General features: G+C 61.7%; 16 protein-coding genes and 1 pseudogene. 7 read left to right on the top strand and 10 right to left on the bottom strand.

Translation table 11 applies throughout. From position 1 onward, the window contains the following. Positions 1 to 59: 59 nt before the first annotated feature. Together sufB and ASD02_RS16410 are read right to left on the bottom strand one after the other, a co-directional pair. Entirely contained in the window at positions 60 to 1,529 is a 1,470-nt protein-coding gene (gene sufB / locus ASD02_RS16415) for a Fe-S cluster assembly protein SufB (RefSeq protein WP_025427121.1), read from the bottom strand. Between the two features lie 152 nt (positions 1,530 to 1,681). Then, positions 1,682 to 2,848 carry a cysteine desulfurase family protein gene (locus tag ASD02_RS16410; RefSeq protein WP_025427122.1) on the bottom strand — a complete coding sequence of 389 codons (1,167 nt, stop codon included), beginning with the start codon at positions 2,846 to 2,848 and terminating at the stop codon, positions 1,682 to 1,684. A gap of 224 nt (positions 2,849 to 3,072) precedes the next feature. Between ASD02_RS16410 and ASD02_RS16405 the strand changes: the two genes are divergently transcribed. Further along, positions 3,073 to 3,750: an alpha/beta hydrolase gene (locus ASD02_RS16405; protein ID WP_025427123.1), complete on the top strand. Its 678-nt coding sequence runs from the start codon at positions 3,073 to 3,075 to the stop codon at positions 3,748 to 3,750. An 18-nt stretch (positions 3,751 to 3,768) separates the two neighbouring features. Here the strand turns inward: ASD02_RS16405 and ASD02_RS16400 are convergent. Continuing rightward, a pseudogene (locus ASD02_RS16400) lies at positions 3,769 to 4,969 on the bottom strand (GGDEF domain-containing protein). Positions 4,970 to 5,068: 99 nt separating this feature from the next. Further along, entirely contained in the window at positions 5,069 to 6,205 is a 1,137-nt protein-coding gene (locus ASD02_RS16395) for an anhydro-N-acetylmuramic acid kinase (RefSeq protein WP_025427125.1), read from the bottom strand. 124 nt (positions 6,206 to 6,329) lie between these two features. Here ASD02_RS16395 and tyrS point away from each other — a divergent pair, with 124 nt between their 5' ends. After that, positions 6,330 to 7,583, top strand: coding sequence for a tyrosine--tRNA ligase (gene tyrS, locus ASD02_RS16390; protein WP_025427126.1), 1,254 nt, complete (start codon positions 6,330 to 6,332; stop codon positions 7,581 to 7,583). Positions 7,584 to 7,633: 50 nt separating this feature from the next. Here the strand turns inward: tyrS and ASD02_RS16385 are convergent, their stop codons facing one another. Further along, positions 7,634 to 11,029, bottom strand: coding sequence for a DUF3971 domain-containing protein (locus tag ASD02_RS16385; RefSeq protein ID WP_025427127.1), 3,396 nt, complete (start codon positions 11,027 to 11,029; stop codon positions 7,634 to 7,636). Between the two features lie 320 nt (positions 11,030 to 11,349). On the opposite strand from ASD02_RS16385, the gene ASD02_RS16380 reads away from it, so the two are divergent. From ASD02_RS16380 to ASD02_RS16360, 5 genes are all read left to right on the top strand, one after another. Beyond that, positions 11,350 to 11,817: a peroxiredoxin gene (locus tag ASD02_RS16380; protein ID WP_025427128.1), complete on the top strand. Its 468-nt coding sequence runs from the start codon at positions 11,350 to 11,352 to the stop codon at positions 11,815 to 11,817. 20 nt (positions 11,818 to 11,837) lie between these two features. Continuing rightward, on the top strand, positions 11,838 to 12,668 hold the full coding sequence (locus ASD02_RS16375) for a ferritin-like domain-containing protein (protein WP_025427129.1): 831 nt from the start codon (positions 11,838 to 11,840) through the stop codon (positions 12,666 to 12,668). An 88-nt stretch (positions 12,669 to 12,756) separates the two neighbouring features. Further along, on the top strand, positions 12,757 to 14,088 hold the full coding sequence (locus ASD02_RS16370) for a M23 family metallopeptidase (RefSeq protein ID WP_025427130.1): 1,332 nt from the start codon (positions 12,757 to 12,759) through the stop codon (positions 14,086 to 14,088). Positions 14,089 to 14,286: 198 nt separating this feature from the next. After that, positions 14,287 to 15,798: a DEAD/DEAH box helicase gene (locus tag ASD02_RS16365; RefSeq protein ID WP_025427131.1), complete on the top strand. Its 1,512-nt coding sequence runs from the start codon at positions 14,287 to 14,289 to the stop codon at positions 15,796 to 15,798. 8 nt (positions 15,799 to 15,806) lie between these two features. After that, positions 15,807 to 16,244, top strand: coding sequence for an NUDIX domain-containing protein (locus ASD02_RS16360; RefSeq protein WP_025427132.1), 438 nt, complete (start codon positions 15,807 to 15,809; stop codon positions 16,242 to 16,244). 15 nt (positions 16,245 to 16,259) lie between these two features. Here the strand turns inward: ASD02_RS16360 and ASD02_RS16355 are convergent, their stop codons facing one another. From ASD02_RS16355 to ASD02_RS16335, 5 genes are read right to left on the bottom strand one after another with little or no spacing between them, the layout of a single operon-like run. Continuing rightward, complete coding sequence (locus tag ASD02_RS16355) at positions 16,260 to 16,577, bottom strand: TfoX/Sxy family protein (protein WP_025427133.1); 318 nt, start codon at positions 16,575 to 16,577, stop codon at positions 16,260 to 16,262. 4 nt (positions 16,578 to 16,581) lie between these two features. Next, a complete protein-coding gene (locus tag ASD02_RS16350) occupies positions 16,582 to 18,198 on the bottom strand; it encodes an NTP transferase domain-containing protein (RefSeq protein ID WP_025427134.1) in 1,617 nt (538 codons plus the stop codon). Next, complete coding sequence (locus ASD02_RS16345) at positions 18,195 to 18,902, bottom strand: XdhC family protein (RefSeq protein ID WP_025427135.1); 708 nt, start codon at positions 18,900 to 18,902, stop codon at positions 18,195 to 18,197. The genes ASD02_RS16350 and ASD02_RS16345 overlap by 4 nt, the downstream gene beginning before the upstream one ends. A gap of 3 nt (positions 18,903 to 18,905) precedes the next feature. Then, complete coding sequence (locus tag ASD02_RS16340; protein WP_025427136.1) at positions 18,906 to 19,238, bottom strand: XdhC family protein; 333 nt, start codon at positions 19,236 to 19,238, stop codon at positions 18,906 to 18,908. 1 nt (position 19,239) lies between these two features. Next, positions 19,240 to 20,517, bottom strand: coding sequence for a VWA domain-containing protein (locus tag ASD02_RS16335; protein ID WP_025427137.1), 1,278 nt, complete (start codon positions 20,515 to 20,517; stop codon positions 19,240 to 19,242).

Below are 20,517 nucleotides of genomic sequence, written 5' to 3'. Positions count from 1 at the left end.
AACGAACGTCTGTTTGCGCGCAAAGCGGATGCGCGCCATTCAATAATCAGTTCAAGGCCTCAGCCGACCGAGCCTTCGAGCGAGATGCCGATCAGCTTCTGCGCTTCGACGGCAAACTCCATCGGCAGTTCCTGGATCACTTCCTTGACGAAGCCGTTGACGATCAGCGCGATCGCCGCTTCAGTCGGGATGCCGCGCTGCAGGCAGTAGAACAACTGGTCCTCGGAGATCTTCGAGGTCGTCGCTTCGTGCTCGAACTGTGCCGTCGAGTTCTTTGCCTCGATGTAGGGCACGGTGTGCGCGCCGCATTTGTCGCCGATCAAAAGCGAATCGCACTGGGTGAAGTTGCGGGCGTTCTCGGCCTTGCGGTGGGCCGAAACCTGGCCGCGATAGGTGTTTTCCGAAACGCCGGCAGCGATGCCCTTGGAGACGATGCGGCTCGACGTGTTCTTGCCGAGGTGGATCATCTTGGTGCCACTGTCGATCTGCTGATGGCCGTTCGATACGGCGATCGAATAGAACTCGCCGCGCGAACCGTCGCCGCGCAGGATGCAGGATGGATACTTCCAGGTGATCGCTGAGCCGGTTTCCACCTGGGTCCAGGAGATCTTGGAGTTCTTGCCGCGGCAATCGCCACGCTTGGTGACGAAGTTGTAGATACCGCCCTTGCCGTGCTTGTCGCCAGGGTACCAGTTCTGGACCGTCGAATACTTGATCTCGGCTTCATCGAGGGCCACGAGTTCGACGACAGCTGCGTGCAGCTGGTTTTCGTCGCGCTGCGGCGCCGTGCAGCCTTCGAGGTAGGAAACGTAGGCGCTTTCTTCGGCGATGATCAGCGTGCGCTCGAACTGGCCGGTGTTCTTCTCGTTGATGCGGAAGTAGGTCGACAGCTCCATCGGGCAGCGAACGCCCTTCGGCACGTAGACGAACGAACCATCGGTGAAGACGGCGGAGTTGAGCGTCGCATAGTAGTTGTCGGTCGGCGGAACGACAGTTCCGAGATACTTCTTGATCAGATCGGGATGCTCGCGGATCGCCTCGGAGATCGACATGAAGATCACGCCGGCCTTCTTCAGCTCTTCCTTGAAGGTCGTCACCACCGAAACGCTGTCAAAGACGGCGTCGACGGCGATCTTGGACTTCTGCACGCCGGCGAGGATTTCCTGTTCCTTCAGCGGGATGCCGAGCTTTTCGTAAACCTTCAGAATTTCCGGGTCGACTTCGTCGAGCGACTTCGGACCCGTCGTGCCCTTCGGCGCGGCGTAGTAATAGATGTCGTTGAAGTCGATTTTCGGATAGTTGACGCGCGCCCAAGTCGGCTCGTCCATCGTCAGCCAACGGCGATAGGCCTCAAGACGCCATTCCAGCATCCATTCCGGCTCGCTCTTCTTGGCAGAGATGAAACGGATGATATCTTCGGAAAGGCCCTTCGGCGCCTTTTCGACTTCGATGGTGGTTTCAAACCCGTATTTGTACTGGTCCACGTCGATCTGACGGACCTGATCAATGGTCTCCTGCACGGCAGGCATGTCGTTCTCCAATCTTGCCGGATCCAAGGTCCGGTAGCTTGTCAACACGATGCGAACTTGGCGCACCGCTTATGTAATGGCTAAAAGGCGCTTTTCACCCCGTTTGCCAAGCGGAAAATTGCTTTTCCGCAATTTCGTTCAACCGCGCGTTCTCACGCGGCCTGACCTGTCGTTCGGCGCCTTGCGGCGACCTTGGCGAACACCGCCGCGCAACGCTCGATCTCGGCCTCCGTGGTGGCCGGGCCGATCGAGATGCGCAGTGCCCCCTGACGGGGGTCGTAACCCATTGCAGTCAGCACGTGGCTCTGACCGACCTTGCCGGATGAGCAGGCGGAACCCGCCGAAAGTGCGACACCCTCGAGGTCGAAGGCGATCTGTCCGGTTTCCGCTTTCATGCCAGGAAGCGTGAAGAAGATGGTGTTGCCAACGCGCGAAACGTCGCGGCCATGGATCACCACATCCGGCGCAGAGGTCTGCATATCCTGTTCCAGCCGATCGCGAAGCGCTGCGACCGATGCCATGCGATCATCGAGGTTGTCGGCAGCCTTGCGCGCCGCTGCAGCAAAGCCTGCGATCGCAACCGCGTTCTCGGTACCTGAGCGATGGCCCTTTTCCTGGCCGCCGCCCCGGATCAACGGTGCCGGCATCATGATCTCACCCCGGGCGACAAGCGCGCCAGCGCCCTTGGGGCCGCCGATCTTGTGCGAGGAGATGATGAGAAAATCCGCACCCAGTTCTTCGATAGATAGCGGCAGCCGACCGGCCGCCTGTACGGCGTCGACGAGGAGAATACCGCCATGGGTGCGAACGATCGCGGCAATCTCGGAGATCGGCTGAATGATGCCGGTTTCGTTGTTGACCAGCATCACCGCGACCATCGGCAAGCCGCTTTCGCGGTCGTGGGTGTCGAGAAGCGCACGCAGGGCCTCGAGATCGACGACACCGGCGGTCGTCACCGGGATTTCCGAAACGTTCTCGCGCGCAAACCGCCCGCCTTCGCGCAATGCAGGATGCTCGATCGCCGAGGCATAGAGTCGGCCAATCTTCAGCGGCGTGCGGCCCATGCGGAAATCGGGCGTCAGCACCATGTTGGCCGCTTCGGTCGCGCCGCTGGTGAAGATCACGCTTGCCGCCTTGGCGCCGCAAAGCGCGCCCACGTCGCGGCGGGCATTTTCGATCAGCGTGCGGATCGTCCGGCCCTCGCCATGGACGGAGGAAGGATTGCCGACCAGATCGAGCGCAGACAGGCACGCGTCGCGCGCTTCGGCAAGAAGCGGCGCCGTGGCGTTCCAGTCCATATAGATGCGCGAGGTCGACATAATTTCCTTCGCTAGAACAATAGGCTCACCGCCGACAACCACCGACGATGCATTTTCCTTGAATTTTCCGCACCGCTTGCCTTATGAGACGAAGCACACGGCGGAATGCCCGCACAGAAGTTTTGAACGGTTCTAAACTAGGTTTTAGAAAAGCTGAGTGCTTTCGTCAAGACTCATCGCGATCCGAAACCAAGATTCGAACCAGGAACACCCCCGGAGAGCCAATGCCCGAAATTATCTTCAACGGACCTGCCGGCCGCCTCGAAGGCCGCTATCAGCCTTCGAAGCAGAAGAGCGCCCCGATCGCCATCATCCTGCACCCGCACCCACAGTTCGGCGGCACGATGAACAACCAGATCGTCTACCAGCTTTTCTACATGTTCCAGAAGCGCGGCTTTACGACGCTGCGTTTCAACTTCCGGGGCATCGGCCGTAGCCAGGGCGAGTTCGACCATGGCGCCGGCGAGCTTTCGGATGCCGCATCTGCGCTCGACTGGGTGCAGAGCCTGCATCCCGATTCGAAGAGCTGTTGGGTTGCCGGTTATTCCTTCGGCGCCTGGATCGGCATGCAGCTCCTGATGCGCCGTCCGGAAATCGAAGGCTTCATGGCCGTCGCCCCGCAGCCGAACACCTATGACTTCTCGTTCCTGGCGCCCTGCCCGTCCTCCGGCCTCATCATCAATGGTGATTCGGACAAGGTGGCACCCGAGAAGGACGTGAACGGACTTGTCGAAAAGCTGAAGGCGCAGAAGGGTATTCTCATCACCCACAAGACCGTGCCGGGAGCCAACCACTTCTTCAACGGCCAGGTCGAAGGCCTGATGGCGGAATGCGAGGATTATCTCGACCGCCGCCTCAACGGCGAACTGACGCCGGAGCCGGCTGCCAAGCGCATCCGCTGATACCGATGCGGGCGGCTCTTAAGGCCGCCCGATCCATTGTGGGGGCAATGGGTTGACCACATTTTGTAGCGCCTCGGCGCATTCCACACGATTGCGCCCGTTTTCTTTTGCCGCATAGAGAGCCTTGTCGGCCCGCTGCATCGCCTGTTCGAGCGGTTCACCCTTGGCAATCGCCGCAACGCCGAAGCTTGACGTCACTCTCGCCTGCTCCGCAAGACCGTCGATCTTTTGCGACATCATCGCAGCGCGCATTCCGTGCGCCACCACCCGCGCCTCCTCCAGATCTGTGGAGGGCAGGAAAACCACAAACTCCTCGCCGCCAAGACGACCGGCAACTGCGCGGTTGGGCATGACATCTTTCAGGACGCGCGCAAACTGGCGGATCACCTCGTCACCTGTGTGGTGTCCGTAGCTGTCATTCACCAGTTTGAAACGGTCGAGGTCGGCCAGAATCAAGGTGCCCGGCTGACGGCCCTCGCGCAGCTGGAGCATAGGGATGACGCGTTCGGTGAAGCCACGCCTGCTATAGAGCCCGGACAAGAGGTCTATTTCCGAGCGTGCGCGGGCATCATCGACGATCTCCTTGACCATGACGCCGAGCATCGCAAGACCGGTGCTGACGATCAGCACGGCGCCAAGCGCCTGGGAAATCAGCGCGAACGGGCTCGATACATAATCCTGCGCGGTTGCCCCGGAACCGGCCGCGACGGCCGCGTAGATTTTCAGGAGATAGTAGCCAGAGGTCAGTACCAGCAGCGAGAGCAGGATCCAGTCCGCCGCCGAGCGCCGTTTGGAGCGGATGACGACGGAGGCCGACCACGCCTGGATGACAAAGAATGGCAACTGGTAGGGGGCGGCATGCTGCAGCGTTCCCCTAGGAAGATCATAGATCGCGAGGTCGAGCGTCACCGAGGCCAGGAAGAAGGCGACAAGCACCTGCCAGTTGGCTGGCACGCGATAGAACAGACCAAGGCCGAAGCGCAGCAGACAGAAACCGGCAAGCACGCTCGCAAATGCACCGATGGCAAAAAAAACGGGGAAAGGATGTGAAGGGCACGACGGTTTCGAATACCGCCGCGAGCGAGGCAACGGCAAAGCCGCCGGCGCAAAAGAGCGCGGCCCTTCTGGACCGGCTCTTGGCGGCAATGACAAGAAATGCTGCAGTGAATATCTGGGCGATAACGAAGTTCACAGCCAGCAGAGAAATCGCACCACCCATCGACGGAACCCGAATTGTCTGTTGCTACGGCAGGGCCGCTTTGTGCCACCTCATGTGGCAGCACCGGACGATACTATCGGTGGCAGGCGGTACCTGCGGTCAGCCTGCGGTGCGGGATGCGTATTTGCCGCCGGTGACCGGTTGGCGCACCCCGGTTGTGCCGGGATAGCTGAGCGGCAACCCCCGCTGCGCACGCACCGCGAGATAGGCCCAGGCCTCTGCCTCCATCGAATCACCGTTGAAGCCGACCGCTTCGGCCGTAAGCACGTTTGCACCATGGGCTTTCGCCTCCGATGCCAGATCCCGCATGATCACCGGATTGAGCCGACCGCCGCCGCACACGATGTAGGTTCGGGGCGCTGCTGGCAGATGACTGGCCGATTTGATGATCGCGGCCGCCGTCACATAGGCGAGCGTGCGCGCTCCGTCTTCGAGATTGGCGTCCTTTCCCCTTGGCGGTGCGAAATCGTTGCGATCGAGCGAACGGCGCCTGTCCGAGGAGAAGAAGGGATTGAGCAGATAGCGTTCGGCAAGATCCGGCAGCACGCTGCCTTCGCTGGCAATCATGCCGCCCTGGTCGAAGGGAATGCCGGCATGTGCCTCCACCCATTGATCGATCAGCGTGTTGCCGGGCCCGCTGTCGTAGGCAACCAGTCCGACGTCGGCGCCGATGAATGTCAGATTGGAGATGCCGCCGATGTTGACGAAAACGACCGGCTGAACCAGTTCGCCATTCGCTGCGGCGTTCCGGGCGAGTGCTGCATGATAGGCCGGAATGAGCGGTGCGCCTTGGCCTCCATGCTCCATGTCGTTGGCGCGCATGTCATAGACGACATCGATGCCCGTTTCGCGGGCAAGCAGCGCCCCGTCGCCGATCTGGACGGTCAGGGCATCGTCTGGCCGGTGAAGCACGGTCTGACCGTGAAACCCGATAACATCAACATTTTCGCGCAAGATGTTGTTCTGCCGGAGAAATGCCTGAACCGCTTCGACATGCCTGAGCGTCAGTTCCCGCTCGAGATCGGCCAAAATCCCTGGCCGTTGCTCGCGGCTGGCGATCGACTTTGCGTCTTCGAGACCCTGTTTCAGCCGGTCGCGGAAGCGTGCCTCATAGGCGTATCCCGCCGAAGGTCCCCGCTCGACGATCGCATCGCCGTCGGTGCGCAGCAGCGCGACGTCGATCCCGTCCATGCTCGTTCCGCTCATCAAGCCGATCGCGGTCATGATCTTGGCCATGCATTCCTCCAAGGCGTTGCCCATCTACATAGCAAAAACATCGGCCAAGCAAAGACGTGCACTTTTGCCCAAACAGTGCTAAACGCCGCGCGCAGACGTTCTACCCAGCCGAAAGAGACAGGTCATGTCCGAGTTCAAGTCCGATTTCCTCCACACCCTCAGCGAGCGCGGTTTCATTCATCAGAGTTCGGATGATGCCGGCCTCGACCAGCTGTTCCGGACGGAGACCGTGACTGCCTATATCGGCTTCGACCCGACGGCGCCGAGCCTTCACGCCGGCGGTCTCATTCAGATCATGATGCTGCACTGGCTGCAGGCGACCGGCCACCGGCCGATCTCGCTGATGGGCGGCGGCACCGGCATGGTCGGCGATCCCTCCTTCAAGGACGAGGCGCGCCAACTGATGACGCCGGCGACGATCGACGCCAATATCGCCAGCATCAAGACGGTGTTTTCGAACTACCTGACCTACGGCGACGGCCCCAAGGACGCGCTGATGATCAACAACGCCGACTGGCTGCTTGGCATCAATTACCTTGAATTTCTGCGCGATGTCGGCCGTCACTTCTCGGTCAACCGCATGCTGTCGTTCGACAGCGTCAAGACCCGGCTTGATCGCGAGCAGTCGCTGTCGTTCCTCGAATTCAACTACATGATCCTGCAGGCCTTCGACTTCGTCGAACTGCACAAGCGCACCGGCTGCCGGCTGCAGATGGGTGGCTCGGATCAGTGGGGCAACATCGTCAACGGCATCGACCTGGGCCACCGCATGGGAACGACCCAGCTTTACGCCCTCACCTCGCCGCTGTTGACGACGTCGTCTGGCGCGAAGATGGGCAAGTCGGTCAACGGCGCCATCTGGCTCAATCCGGATATGCTGTCGGCCTACGACTTCTGGCAGTACTGGCGCAACACCGAGGACGCCGACGTAACGCGCTTCCTGAAGCTCTACACGACGCTGCCGATGGCGGAGATCGAGCGGCTCTCGAAGCTCGGCGGTTCGGAGATCAACGAGGTCAAGAAGATCCTCGCGACCGAAATCACGGCAATGCTTCACGGCCGGTCCGCTGCCGAGCAGGCGGCCGAAACTGCCCGCAAGACCTTCGAGGAAGGGGCAGTCTCCGAAAACCTGCCGTCGGTCGACGTGCCTGCGTCGGAACTCGAAGCCGGCATCGGTCTGCTGACGCTTGTCGTGCGTGCGGGGCTTGCCTCGTCCAACGGCGAAGCCCGCCGTCACGTTCAGGGCGGCGCCGTGCGCATCAATGACGAGGCCGTCAGCGATGAGCGCCGCCTGATCGGCAGTGGCGATGTGACCTCGGATGGCATCGTCAAGCTGTCGCTCGGCAAGAAGAAGCATATCCTCGTTCGCCCCGCATAAGCCGGTGCACTCCTAGAGAATCTCGAAGGCCGGCCATTGTGCCGGCCTTTTTATTGAAACTCGAAGATGCTGCGGAAGACGCCGGGCGCGATGATCGAAAGCGGGTTGATCGTCAGCTTCGGCTGGTTGAATGGGCCATTGAGTTTGAAGGTGATACCGAGCAGGCCACGGTCGCGGCCATTGCCGAGCAAGACGCCGATCAACGGCAGTTCGCCAAAAATTCGGTTCAAACCGTAGGCGGGCATGAAGGTACCCGTCATATCCATGATGCCGTTGCCGTCACGCACTGTTCCCTGGAAAGTCGCGCCGACATCGGTTCCCCTGAGAACGCCGCCATCGACCCGAATGGCGCTGCGGTCGAGGGCAAGCTGGGCAAAACCGCGCTCGAATCGCGCCGTGCTGACATCGATGTCGCGCTTAACCGCCTGGTTGAGGCTCCGTCCGTCCTGTCCAGCCGGCGTCGACACCATCGACTGCAGGCGTTGCTCGCCGACCAGCTGGAACTTGCGGATGTCGATCGAGCCGCGCCATGACCGGCCGCCACGATCACGCAACTTCATGTTCAACAGACCACCGCGCATGTTGCTGTAGATATCGGCGAACCGAGCAAGCGAGCCGGCGTCGCCGGTGGTCAGTTCAAGAATGTTGTCTGCACCGGATTTGGCGAGCCGCGCCACTACTGCCTGGCCGCTTCCGGTGACTGCCGACAGATTGATGTCGTCGATCTGTTGGCCACGCTCCGAGTAGACCAGATTCACATTCGAAAGCACTTCGCCGTTGAAGCCGGCGACGCGACCGAGCTGACCCTGGATGGTGATGTCGTCACCGGCGCCACCGTCGCCGTTCGAGCCGCTCTTCATCTGGGCAAGGATCGGACGAATGTCTGCCGCGGCACCGCTCAGCGTCACGACATGGATGCCTTTGCGGCGATCGATGGCAACGTTGAAATCGTCGCCCTGCGCCAGACGGACATTGCTGAGCTTTGCATTAACGATGCCGGCGCCATCGACCTGCAGATTACCGCGTGCGCCGAAACCGTCACCGGCGATTGCAAAGTCCTTGATGGTTGTAACGCTGTCGTTGATGTCGGATGTGAAGCGCACCTCGGCTGGTATGCCTGCACCTTTGTTCCAGCCGATCCAGGGAAGCGAGAGCCTGGCCTTGGTCAGATCGACGGTAACGTGCTGAACATCAGCCTCGTCGATCACCAGATCGACGTCCATCGGCCCGAAGATGATCTTCGACAGGCCGGGGGTCAGCTTCTCCCGGGCTGCCGCATCGAGTGTGCCGCTGATTTCGCGTTTGCGTTTGACCTTCGATTTGCTGTCGACCGGTTCGGTGAGCGCGATCTTGACCTTTGCGCCTTCAACAACCGCATCGGCATCGAGAACCGCTTGCTCGTTGTCGACCCGGAAAGTCCCGGAAAGATTGGAGACGCCACGTCCGGCAATCGGGCGCGTGACGGTGACGTCCTCAAGCTGCATCTCCACTTGCCAGAGCGGCGGTGGCGGGTGCTGGTCGGTGACAAGGCCAAACCGCGCTCCGACCTGTGCGGTTAGCGGGCCGGTAAAGTCGCCTGGGACAAACGGTGTCTTTTGCAGCGCCTGGATCGGCTTGTAGGTGACGAGCTCGGCGATCGCGTCTGCCTCGCCGCCAACTTCGATCTTCATTTCCGCGATCAACGGCTTGGTGTAGACATCGGGAATGATGAAATCGCCGCCATTGAGCGCGACGGACCGGCCGGAGGGAAAAAAGGCCGCCCCCTGCTTTACGCCCACTTCCATGCGCTGGCCGCTCAGCTTGAACGTGCCCGATGTGTCGCGCAACGGCGGTATCTCACCAGCAATGTTGATCCGCGTTTCGTCGATGTTGAACGTGATGTTCAGTTCTTTCTCGTCGAGCTTCAGCTCGCCTTCGTTCTGGGCGATCCGCCCCTCTGCCACCGAAACCTCGATGCGCGCATCAGTGACCGTGCCGCCGAAGAGATTGCGGATCGCCCAGCGGCGCGCGCCCTTGGCGATCCACCAGGGCCAAAGCTGCTTGACGGCCGTCGGTTGCATCTGGTCGCTGACGGCGGCAAAGCTGACCTGCGGCGAAGTCTTGCCGAAGGCGACCGAAAGCGAACCGAACATCGAGCCGAGCGGGCTGGAAACGGCGAGCTGATCGAAGATCAGGCGGTGGCGCGCATCCGAGGTGAAGCGGCCGCTTGCCTTCGCATCGAAGATCAAGGGACGTTCGGTAATGTCCTCCGGCGCGGAACTTGCATTCCTGAACAAAAGATCGATGGCAAAACCCTGATCGGTTGCGCCTGCTGTTCTGTCGAGATCTTTCACTGCACCAGTAAACGGGAAGATCGAGCGACCGATATTGACCGTCGACGGCAGCACCTCGACGGCAGCCCGCTCAAAGTCATATGCGATATCCATCTGGGAGGGATTGATCGTCGAAACCAGCCCACCGGCGTGGAATGCACCTTCCGACGTCCTGACGGCCACGCGAAGGTCGGGCTTGGCGCCTTCGGCGGCGCGTGTCGCCGTGAGGGTCAGCCCCGCGGTCGCATCGATGCCGAAGGCGGCCTCCTTGCCGAAGGGGCCGTGATAGAAGAAGGGCTTCAGCGGAATGTTCGAGATTGCCGCTTCGAAGCCGGACATATGACCCTTTGCACCAAGAGCGTTGGCGCTGAGATCGACATCGACTCCATCGACGGTCACGCTGCCTTTGACGTGCATGGAGCCATCGGCATCACGATTGAACTCCAGCTCCTTGGCATCGACCGGCACGACACGGTTACGTGCACCGGCGACTGTGAAAGAAAAGTTGGAAAGCAACACCGTCTGGTCGCCACGCCCTGCCGCCATCTTCGACATGCGGTCGACATGGGCAAAAAGCTGCTCCAGTGCGTCGCCGACATCGGCGATCTTGATCTTCGTCAGATCGACCGGCTCGCCGCGTGGCAGGAGGCCGGTGTCGAAGTCGCCACCTTCGGCTTCAAGACGTGAAACCGAAATCCTGCCCGTCAACAGCGCCAGAGGGTCGAGGGCAATGGATATCGAACTCAACTTTGCGACAGGTTGGCCGGACGTGGCTTCGCTCAGCGCCACTTCCCGCGCCTTGAGCGCCAGCGCGCCGTTCGAGGTCATGCGAACGACGGTGCTACCGACCTCAGCGCGATAGGCGCCGCCGAGTGCCGCGTTCAGCGCCGTGCGGGCGCGCGCGTTCAGTGTGCTGTCGATCGCCCCGCTCTCGACGACGGCGATGAGGCTGGCCGCAGTGATGAAGGCGAGCAGTAAGCCGCAAAGGGCAATCTTGCTGAGAAAGCGCAAGAGCCCGCGTTTGTGCGGGGCATGCACGATGACGGGTTCGTGTGCCTGCGCCGAGGGCAACGCATGCAACGCGACGATGTCTTTCTTGCGAAAGCCGACTTTTTCGCCGCGGATCTCACTCATCGGCGCGGACGCCCTCCAGTTCATACGGGAAAGCCCGCCTCTCCCGTCGACGCATCATGCGGCAGCGGGTCGACGGATCATTGCCGTCACGTAGACCACATCTGGCCGGACGGTGTCATCACGTCTGGCCGACCATGCTGTGGAAAGCATTCACACATCCGTGGGTTTCGTGTGCGCGAATGCCGGGCAAAGGGTCCTATCGACGCAACCCGTCCGGAACCTGTCAAATCTAGCACAAATCCGCTGGACTGCGGTCGCCGATTCTCGATATGCCCTAGCCGGCGATTGTTCACAAAACTTGGCGCAAGGAAGGTTTATTCATGGCAAGCCTCACCCCCGGAGATCTCGCTCCCGACTTCACGCTTCCCCGTGACGGCGGCGGCACGATTTCGCTTTCTGCCTTGCGCGGGCGTCCGGTCGTCTTGTTCTTCTACCCCAAGGACGACACGAAAAGTTGCACCTTGGAAGCGATTTCCTTCACCGAACTCGCCTCCGAGTTTGCCGCTGCAGGCGTTGAGTTGATCGGGCTCTCGCCCGATTCGGTGAAACGTCACGATCGCTTTGCGAAGAAATATGATCTGGCAGTCACGCTTGCTGCCGACGAGGAAAGATCCGTCGTCAACGCCTATGGTCTATGGGTGGAAAAGAGCCTCTACGGGCGCAAATATATGGGCGTCGAACGCACCACCTTCCTGATTGCCGCCGACGGCCGGATTGCGCGCGTTTGGGAGAAGGTCAAGGTCAATGGCCACGCCAATGAAGTGCTCGAGGCCGCCAAGGCGCTCTAAGTCAAAACGACGAGGCCGCAATGAAGACGCTTCCCAACTTTCACAGTCTACGCGGCGCTGCCGTTGAGGCGATCAGTGCTGCCGACCTGACCGTCAAGACGGAACTGGCCCAGGAAACGGCACGGCGCTGGCAGCGCCGTGCGCTGTCGCTGCGTTCGCCGCTGGATCGCCCCGTTCCTCTGCGTCCGGGTCGGCCGGAAAGGCCTGTTCTGACGCCACCCACGCAGGTGAAGAAGCGCTCGCTCGGCTCGCTCAAGGGCCGGATCGCGCTCTTGCATTCGATCGCCCATATCGAACTCAACGCCGTCGATCTCGCGCTCGATATCGTCGCCCGCTTTGCGTCCGAATCGGTGCCGAATTCGTTTTTCGACGGCTGGATGAAGGTTGCATTCGAGGAGGCCAAGCATTTCCGCATGGTTCGGCAGCGCCTGAACGACCTTGGCGCCGACTATGGCGACCTGCCCGCGCATGACGGGCTCTGGCAGGCGGCGCACGACACCCGCAACGATCTGACCGCCAGGCTGGCCGTCGTCCCGCTTATCCTCGAGGCGCGCGGGCTCGACGTGACGCCGGCGCTGCAGGCGCGCATGCGCGAGACCGGAGACTTCGAGACTGCCGCGGTACTCGACGTCATCTACGAAGACGAGAAAGGCCATGTGGCCGTCGGTGCCAAATGGTTTCGTTTCCTGTGCGCGCGGGAGCGGAAAGATCCGGCAGCGACTTTCCAGCAGCTCGTTCGCGCCAATTTTCGAGGTCCCCTCAAGGCGCCATTCAACGATATCGCCCGCGCCGAAGCCGGGTTGACGCCATCGTTCTATCGCTCGATGACGGCTTCCACCAACCTCTCGTAGCGCGAGCACTCAACCAAATATTAACCCTAACGAAGTGTAATGCCCGTCAAGCAATGCGAGACAATTCGCACATGGCGGGAGCGGTGGAGTGTCTGAACGTTCGGCAAATCGCACCTTCGGAAATCGCGCGCAGAATCACGTCCTGATCCTGGCGAGCGGCGACAAGGTTCGTCACATGACCGTGCGTCCTTGGATGGCGGCCCTTGCCGTTTCTGCAGCCGGTGTGTTCAGCATCGGTTACCTCGCCGCCACATCCTACCTTGTTCTTCGCGACGACCTCATCGGTGGCACGATCGCCCGCCAAGCGCGCATGCAGCACGAATACGAAGATCGAATCACCGCGTTGCGAGCGCAGGTCGATCGCGTTACGAGCCGGCAGTTACTCGATCAACAGGTGGTCGAAGAGAAAGTCGAAAAGCTGCTTCAGCAGCAGCAGGCGCTTTCTTCTCGAAACGGCAAACTCGGCGCGCTGATCGAACGGGCTGAAAATTCTGGTCTGTCGACCGATTTCACCCAACCTGCACCGGTCGAACCCCTCGCCTACGAAGAACGTGCCGATGCCACGGGCGGTGTGCAGGCAATCGAAAAACTGATGGGGCTGAGCGGCACACAGGGTGCCGCGCCCGCCCGAGTTGCGGCCCTCGCCTATGCCCGGCCTGCCACGGTTGAAAGCACCTCCGATCGCGCCGATCGGCTTTTTTCGAAAGTGACGCTCTCGCTGAAGGATGTTGAGCGCGACCAGATGTTGCGGCTTGAGCAACTGACCGACGGAGCCGCCAAAACGTCCGAGGCGATCCGCAAGATCGTCGGTCGCACAGGTGTTGCCCTACCAGAAAATGACGTCGCCGAATTGCCGCCCTCAGATGAAACCACCGGTTCCATAGATAGCGCGATCGGCGGACCTTTCGTAGAGCCCGTCAATGACGACGGCTTCGGTCGATCGCTTGCCGCGCTTGACTCGGCGCTTGTCGAGCTCGAGCGGACGCGCGCACAGGTCCGGGAGTTGCCATTCGGCAACCCGTCGCCCGCAAGTGATATCACCAGCGACTTCGGCAACAGGCTCGATCCCTTTCTCGGGCGGTTGGCGCTGCATGCGGGCATAGACTTTCGCGCCACCGTCGGCACCCGCATCCGCGCGACGGCTCCGGGCACCGTGACGACTGCCGGGCTGACGGGTGGCTATGGAAACATGGTCGAGATCGATCATGGCAATGGCGTTTCCAGTCGCTATGCCCATCTCTCGACGGTGCTCGTCAAGGTCGGCGACCGGATCAAGGCCGGTGATGTCGTTGCCAAGTCCGGCAACACCGGTCGTTCGACAGGCCCGCACCTGCACTATGAGGTCAGGCTGAACGGTCAGGCAGTCGACCCCATGCGGTTTCTCAACGCCAGTAGCAAGCTCGCGAGCTACATGAAATGAGCATCATGCCGACCCGCTCGGCCCGTGCTACTTGACAAGAAACGCAACAGATTCGTTGCCATCAACCTTTTCCAGCTTCAACGTGCTGGATTTCTTGACTTTCGACGGCATTCGGCTTAAGAGCCCGGCCACGCGGTGGTGTGTTTTCCACCGATCGAGCAGTGTTCTTCCCGAACCGGAACGGAAACAGATTTCCCTTTGACCAATTTTGCTGACCTTGGCCTTAGCCAAAAAGTTCTCTCCGCAGTTACCGATGCGGGCTACACAATCCCGACCCCGATCCAGGCTGGTGCCATTCCCCCGGCACTGCAGCGCCGTGATATCCTCGGCATCGCGCAGACGGGAACAGGCAAGACAGCATCCTTCGTGTTGCCGATGCTGACCCTGCTCGAAAAGGGTCGTGCACGTGCGCGCATGCCGCGCACGCTGATTCTGGAGCCGACGCGCGAACTGGCGGCCCAGGTTGCAGAGAACTTCGACAAGTACGGCAAGAACCACAAGCTCAACATCGCACTTCTGATCGGCGGCGTCTCGTTCGACGAACAGGACCGCAAGCTGGAGCGCGGCGCCGATGTGCTGATCTGCACGCCCGGCCGCCTGCTCGACCATTTCGAGCGTGGCAAGCTTTTGATGAGCGGCGTCGAAATCCTGGTCATCGACGAAGCTGACCGCATGCTCGACATGGGCTTCATTCCTGATATCGAGCGCATCGCCAAGATGATCCCGTTCACGCGCCAGACGCTGTTCTTCTCGGCAACCATGCCGCCGGAGATCCAGAAGCTTGCCGACCGCTTCCTGCAGAACCCGGAACGGGTCGAAGTTGCCCGTCCGGCATCGACGGCACAGACGGTGACGCAGCGCTTCGTCGCGACGCACGCGAAGGATTACGAGAAGCGCGCCGTGCTGCGCGATCTGATCCGCGCCCAGGACGAGCTGAAGAACGCCATCATCTTTTGCAATCGCAAGAAGGATGTCGCCGACCTCTTCCGGTCGCTCGAGCGTCATGGCTTCTCGGTTGGTGCTCTGCATGGCGACATGGACCAGCGCTCGCGCATGGCCATGCTTGCCGGCTTCAAGGACAACAACATCACATTGCTGGTCGCATCCGATGTTGCTGCCCGCGGCCTCGACATCCCCGATGTCAGCCATGTCTTCAATTTCGACGTGCCGATCCATGCGGAAGACTATGTTCACCGCATCGGCCGTACCGGCCGTGCTGGCCGCTCCGGCGCGTCCTTCACGCTGGTGACCAAGCGCGACACGAAGTTCTCCGACGCCATCGAGAAGCTGATCGGCCAGAAGGTCGAGTGGCTGAACGGTGATCTGTCGAACCTTCCCGAGCCGATGGAAAGCCACGACACCGGTCGCCGTGAACGCGGTCGTGACGGTCGCAGGGACCGTAATAAAAAAGATGGGGACCGGGCGCCACGTGGCCGTTCCGATCACAAAACCGATACGGTTCGTGCCGATAGTGAGGCCGAAATTGAAGCAGTCGTGGAAAGGGTAGAATCGGTGAAACCGGCACGCAACGCAGAGACGAAGCAGAGCAACGGCCACCGTCCGGAACGTCCGGTCCGCGCGGCAAACCCTGCCAATGACGACAACCGCGATCGCCGCAGCCGCCACCGTCGCGATCACGACGACGGCCCGACACCTGTCGGTTTCGGCGACGAAATCCCCGCATTCATGCTGATCGCCGGCAAGGCCTGATCCTATCAATGGGTCGGCCAGGCATCGACTTTCCGGGCTTCGGTTGCGGACTAGCGATCATGCGCGATGGCAAGCTGTTGTTGTGCAAGCGTTTGAAGGCGCCCGAGGCCGGCCACTGGAATATCGTGGGCGGCAAGGTCGATCACATGGAGCGCAGCGAGCTTGCTGCGCGCCGTGAGGCGGAAGAGGAAAGCGGCCTGTCTATCCGCTCGACCCGCTTTCTCTGCCTCAGCGAACAACTGATCGAAGCAGATCGTCAGCACTGGATCTCGATGATCTACGTGACCGACGACTTTTCGGGCGAACCGCAACTGACCGAACCGGACAAGCTTTCCGACATCGGCTGGTACGATCTCGATGCCCTGCCCCAGCCGCTTTCGCGGTTTGCCGCCGACGCCGTCCGTGCCATTCGCGTGCAGACGAAGGCGCTGGTTGACGCCAATTAAACTCCGTCGTCGATTCTATTTTTTGGCCCGCAGCGACGCCTCATAGGCAAGCCTGACCCACCGCGCCATTTCGTCCGGATCGTCGTACGCTTCTTCCGGGATGCTCCAATAGGGCATCTTCACCGTTTTCCCCTTGCCGTCATAGGCCCATTGTCTGGATCCGGCCGCTTCGAAGGTCGGGCCTGTCCTGTCGTCGCCCTTCAGCAATATTTCGCCATCGACTTCAAGCGCGAAGATGATGCCTTCGAAATAGACGCCCTTGCCGCCGAACATGCGTTTGATGGTCACGGCCCCAAGCGTTTCGAACATCTCTTCGATTGCCGCATTGTCCATGCTGTCACTCCTCCAATATGCCGCCGGCAGCGATGATCTGCTCCGGTGTGTCGAGGTCGAGACGCGCAGCTGCTCCAAGCTCGACGTCGACCACCGACAGTCCACATCTCTCGACGATATGCCTTGCGCCGACATCGCCAACCAGCTGGCTGATGGCAGCAAATGTCTGGCGCGGCAGGATAACCGGGTTGCCGCGCTGGCCATCGGCCGTTGCTCGAATCACTGCCCGCCCGCCTTCAGCGGTAAATGTATCGACGAGCCGGCGCAGATCGCCTGCCGTTATCCCGGGCATGTCGGCGAGCATCACCAGCATGCCGCCCGCTCCTTGATCGAGTGCCGAAAGCCCTGATGTCAGCGACGATGCCATACCGGACATGTAATCGGGATTGGAAACGAGCGTCACCGGCAAATCGCCGAGTGCCGCGCGGATTTCGGCCTCCCGATGGCCGGTGACAACGATCACCCGGCCGATATCGGCTGCAAGCGCGCTGACGACGGTGCGACGGATGAGCGGGACGCCATCGAAGGTCGCGAGCAGCTTGTGGCCGCCCTCCGGCCCCATGCGGCTTGCACGACCCGCTGCCAGCACGACGGTTTCCACCGGGCCCAGAGCTTTGGAGGCAACGGGCTCTCGCGGCTGCGGGCGGGTGGGTATCTCCTTCAGCAGGCCGCCGACGCCGAGCCCGGTAATGTCATGCGGGCTTGGCCATTCGCCGGCGAGGATGCGATCAAGCACCCAATCGAAGCCGTTTTCACGCGGGCTCCGCGCACAGCCGGGCGCTCCGACCACCGGCACCGTGCCGACGCGGCCGAGCACGATGAGATTGCCGGGATCAACAGGCATCCCGACATGGTCGACAGTGCCGCCCGCACGGCGGATGGCGGCCGGAATGACATCATCCGAATCGGCAACCGCCGACGCGCCGAAGACAACGATGAGGTCGTGGTCGGCCTTCAAATCGCCGATGGCTGCAGCCACGGCGTCTTCCGTATGGGCGACGCGCCGCTCGGTCGTTAGCCGGCTTGCGGATTGCCGCAGCCGCGCAGCCAGCACGGCATGGGTCTTATCCATGACCTGGCGTTTCAGCGATGGCAACTCGGTTGCTATTAGTGCCGCGTCGCGCGGGGCGAAGGGTTTGACCTCGAAGGTTGTGTGTTGGCGTAGCAGCGTTTCCGCCTTCGCCACGAGCGAGCCTGCCACTGCAAGCGGGATGATCTTGATCGTCGCCACCATGTCGCCGGGCTGCACCGGCACATGGTCCGCAAGGCAGGCGAGCGTGATGGCCGGGTCGATGCGGTTCAACTCGTCGACGGTCCCGCGGGTGGCGACGAACAGTCCGTGTACGCGGGAATAGATGTTTACGCGGCCGGTTGCCGCTGCCGAGAACCGCAGATGGTCGGGCGCGATCGCCGCAGCGATCCGGGCCGCCGCTTCATCCTCCAGCAGATCACCCCGATCCGGCTGGGCGACGATAACTTCGTCGGTGCCCGCCTGAACCAATGCAGCAATATCGGCTGAGGTCAGGACGTGCCCCTTCGGCAATCGAAGATTGCCAATCTTGACCGCGTGCGCAAGCACGGTGCCTTCGGCCGCTGAAACACTGAGGCTCCCAAATCTCATCGATGTTCCTCGCTGCCGGACATGATGTCCCGGCGCCTGAGCGCTTCGATGATTTCGGCAAGGATAGCAACGGCGATCTCCGCTGGGCTCGCCGCGCCGATGTCAAGGCCGATTGGCGCCCTGATCCGCGCGATCGCATCGTCGGTGAGCCCCAGGCGACGCAGGCGTTCGGCGCGGCCTGCATGGGTCTTTCTGCTGCCAAGCGCACCGACATAGAAACAGCCGGCACTAAGGGCCGCCCGGATCGGTTCGTCATCGATCTTCGGATCATGCGTGAGGGCGACCATGGCCGTGAACTGATCAAGCGGCCGGACGTTGAGAACATCTTCGGGCCACTCCGCTATCAGCTCTACGCCAGCAAAGCGCTCGGCCGTCGCAAAGGCCGTGCGTGGATCGATGATAGTAAGGTCGAAGCCTGCTATGGGCGCCATGCGCGCGAGCGCCTGGGAGATATGGACGGCGCCGACAACCAGGATGCGCGGTGGCGGCAGGTAGACATTGAGGAAAAAGGACCGCTCACCTACGACGATCATTCCGGGCTTGCCGGAGCGAAGTGCTGCCGACATCGCCTCGGTCCATTCGGCCGGACAGCGCTCGCCTTCGACGCAGAGCACGCTTTGGCCGGTCTCGAGATCGCTGAAGACGACAGCCGCTTGCCGCCCCGTCCGGGCTGCATTCAATGCCTGAAGGGTTGTGAGGTCCATGGCTCAGCCGTCAACCCGCTCGACAAGCACCCGGATCCGGCCGCCACAGGAAAGACCGACACGCCATGCCGTCTCGTCGGCAACGCCGAATTCCAGGATCCTCGGATTTCCCGTCTCAAGAATATCAGCGGCTTCGCTGATGACAGCACCTTCGACGCATCCGCCGGAAACGGAACCTTCGAAATTGCCGGCACCGTCAATCACCAGATGACTGCCGACCGGCCGCGGCGCAGACCCCCAGGTTTCGATCACCGTTGCGATCGCCACCCGGCGGCCCTCGCCGACCCAGGCCTCGGCGACTGCGAGCGGATCGAGGACGTCAGCTGATATCTGCATTTTACTTGCCTCCCAGCACGGCGCGATGCTCGCTCATGAACCGTCGAGGGTCGGCCTCTCCGGACCTTTGACCCGACAGCGATCTGACTAGCTCGCCCACGGACTCAAGATTGTGCACGGCACGGAATTCGTCAACATGCGGCAGCATCGCCTTGACGCCGCGCGCCCGCGCCTCGAAGCCGTCGAACCGCAACAGCGGATTAAGCCAGATCAACCGACGGCAGGATCGATGCAGACGATCGATCTCCTGCTCAAGCTCTGTCGTATCGTCCCGCTCGAGCCCGTCAGTAATCAAGAGCACGATGGCGCCCTGCCCCAGGACGCGCCGCGACCAGCGTCGGTTGAACTCATGCAAAGTTTCGCCGATGCGCGTGCCACCCGACCAGTCCTTGACCGCGGATAGGCATTCGTCGAGCGCGACATCCGGGTCGCGGTTTCGCATCGGTCGAGAAACATTGGTCAGCCGCGTGCCGAAGAGGAAGGTGTGAACGCGCTGGCGCTTTTCGCTCAAGGCATGGAGAAAGTGTAGAAAGATGCGGGTGTATTGGCTCATCGAGCCGGAAATATCGGCAAGCACGACCAGCGGCGGATGAACGAGACGCCGTTCGCGAAAGCGCGGCAAGATCAGTTCGCCGCCGAAGCGCATCGCATCGCGCATCGTCGCGCGCGGATCGATCCGGATCTGCCGCGCCGAAGGCCGGTATCGACGCGTACGCACCCGATCGAGTGGCAGCACCAAAGCCGATAGCGCCCGCCTCGCTTCGGTGATCTCGGCAGCCGTCATCTGGGCGAAATCGGCTTTGCGGAACAGCTCCTGGCCCGAGACCGTATAGCGCGCATCGACCTCGATCTCGGGTTCGTCACGTGGCGGCCGGGTGTCATCGTGGCCGGACATCAGTGCGTCGCTAACGCGCGTCTCGCCGGCCCGTCGGCGCTGGCGCTCGCTCTCGCGTTGCGGCGCGAGCGGAGACATCATCGCAATCATTTTCTCGACGAGGCCGCGCGAGCGCCAGAACAGGCGAAAAGCCTCGTCGAACACGGGCTGATCCTCGTGGCGCTTGACGAAGATGCACTGAAGGGCGGCGTAGAACTCCTCGCGGGCGCCGATGCCGATCAGGGCCACCGCGCCGATGGCGTCGGCCACCGCCCCGGGTCCGATCTTTATCCCGGCGCGTCGCAGGGCGCGGGCAAAGTACACGATGTTGTCAGCCAGCCTTCCATCGCCGGGCAGGATCGGCGGGAGAATGGCACCATCAGGCGGATGTTCTCCCGGCTCCAT

Origin of the sequence: Ensifer sp. Root1252, from assembly GCF_001425885.1 — a bacterium.
Taxonomy (GTDB): Bacteria; Pseudomonadota; Alphaproteobacteria; order Rhizobiales; family Rhizobiaceae; genus Ensifer; species Ensifer canadensis.
This window is presented reverse-complemented; position numbering and strand designations above follow the sequence as displayed.

Excerpts from the sequence above, each read along its gene's own strand:
- sufB (WP_025427121.1), bottom strand. The coding sequence starts at position 1,529 with ATGCCTGCCGTGCAGGAGACCATTGATCAGGTCCGTCAGATCGACGTG.
- tyrS (WP_025427126.1), top strand. The coding sequence starts at position 6,330 with ATGTCCGAGTTCAAGTCCGATTTCCTCCACACCCTCAGCGAGCGCGGT.
- ASD02_RS16395 (WP_025427125.1), bottom strand. The coding sequence starts at position 6,205 with ATGGCCAAGATCATGACCGCGATCGGCTTGATGAGCGGAACGAGCATG.
- ASD02_RS16405 (WP_025427123.1), top strand. The coding sequence starts at position 3,073 with ATGCCCGAAATTATCTTCAACGGACCTGCCGGCCGCCTCGAAGGCCGC.
- ASD02_RS16385 (WP_025427127.1), bottom strand. The coding sequence starts at position 11,029 with ATGAGTGAGATCCGCGGCGAAAAAGTCGGCTTTCGCAAGAAAGACATC.
- ASD02_RS16345 (WP_025427135.1), bottom strand. The coding sequence starts at position 18,902 with ATGGACCTCACAACCCTTCAGGCATTGAATGCAGCCCGGACGGGGCGG.
- ASD02_RS16360 (WP_025427132.1), top strand. The coding sequence starts at position 15,807 with ATGGGTCGGCCAGGCATCGACTTTCCGGGCTTCGGTTGCGGACTAGCG.
- ASD02_RS16350 (WP_025427134.1), bottom strand. The coding sequence starts at position 18,198 with ATGAGATTTGGGAGCCTCAGTGTTTCAGCGGCCGAAGGCACCGTGCTT.
- ASD02_RS16335 (WP_025427137.1), bottom strand. The coding sequence starts at position 20,517 with ATGGAGCCGGGAGAACATCCGCCTGATGGTGCCATTCTCCCGCCGATC.
- ASD02_RS16340 (WP_025427136.1), bottom strand. The coding sequence starts at position 19,238 with ATGCAGATATCAGCTGACGTCCTCGATCCGCTCGCAGTCGCCGAGGCC.
- ASD02_RS16380 (WP_025427128.1), top strand. The coding sequence starts at position 11,350 with ATGGCAAGCCTCACCCCCGGAGATCTCGCTCCCGACTTCACGCTTCCC.
- ASD02_RS16375 (WP_025427129.1), top strand. The coding sequence starts at position 11,838 with ATGAAGACGCTTCCCAACTTTCACAGTCTACGCGGCGCTGCCGTTGAG.
- ASD02_RS16355 (WP_025427133.1), bottom strand. The coding sequence starts at position 16,577 with ATGGACAATGCGGCAATCGAAGAGATGTTCGAAACGCTTGGGGCCGTG.
- ASD02_RS16410 (WP_025427122.1), bottom strand. The coding sequence starts at position 2,848 with ATGTCGACCTCGCGCATCTATATGGACTGGAACGCCACGGCGCCGCTT.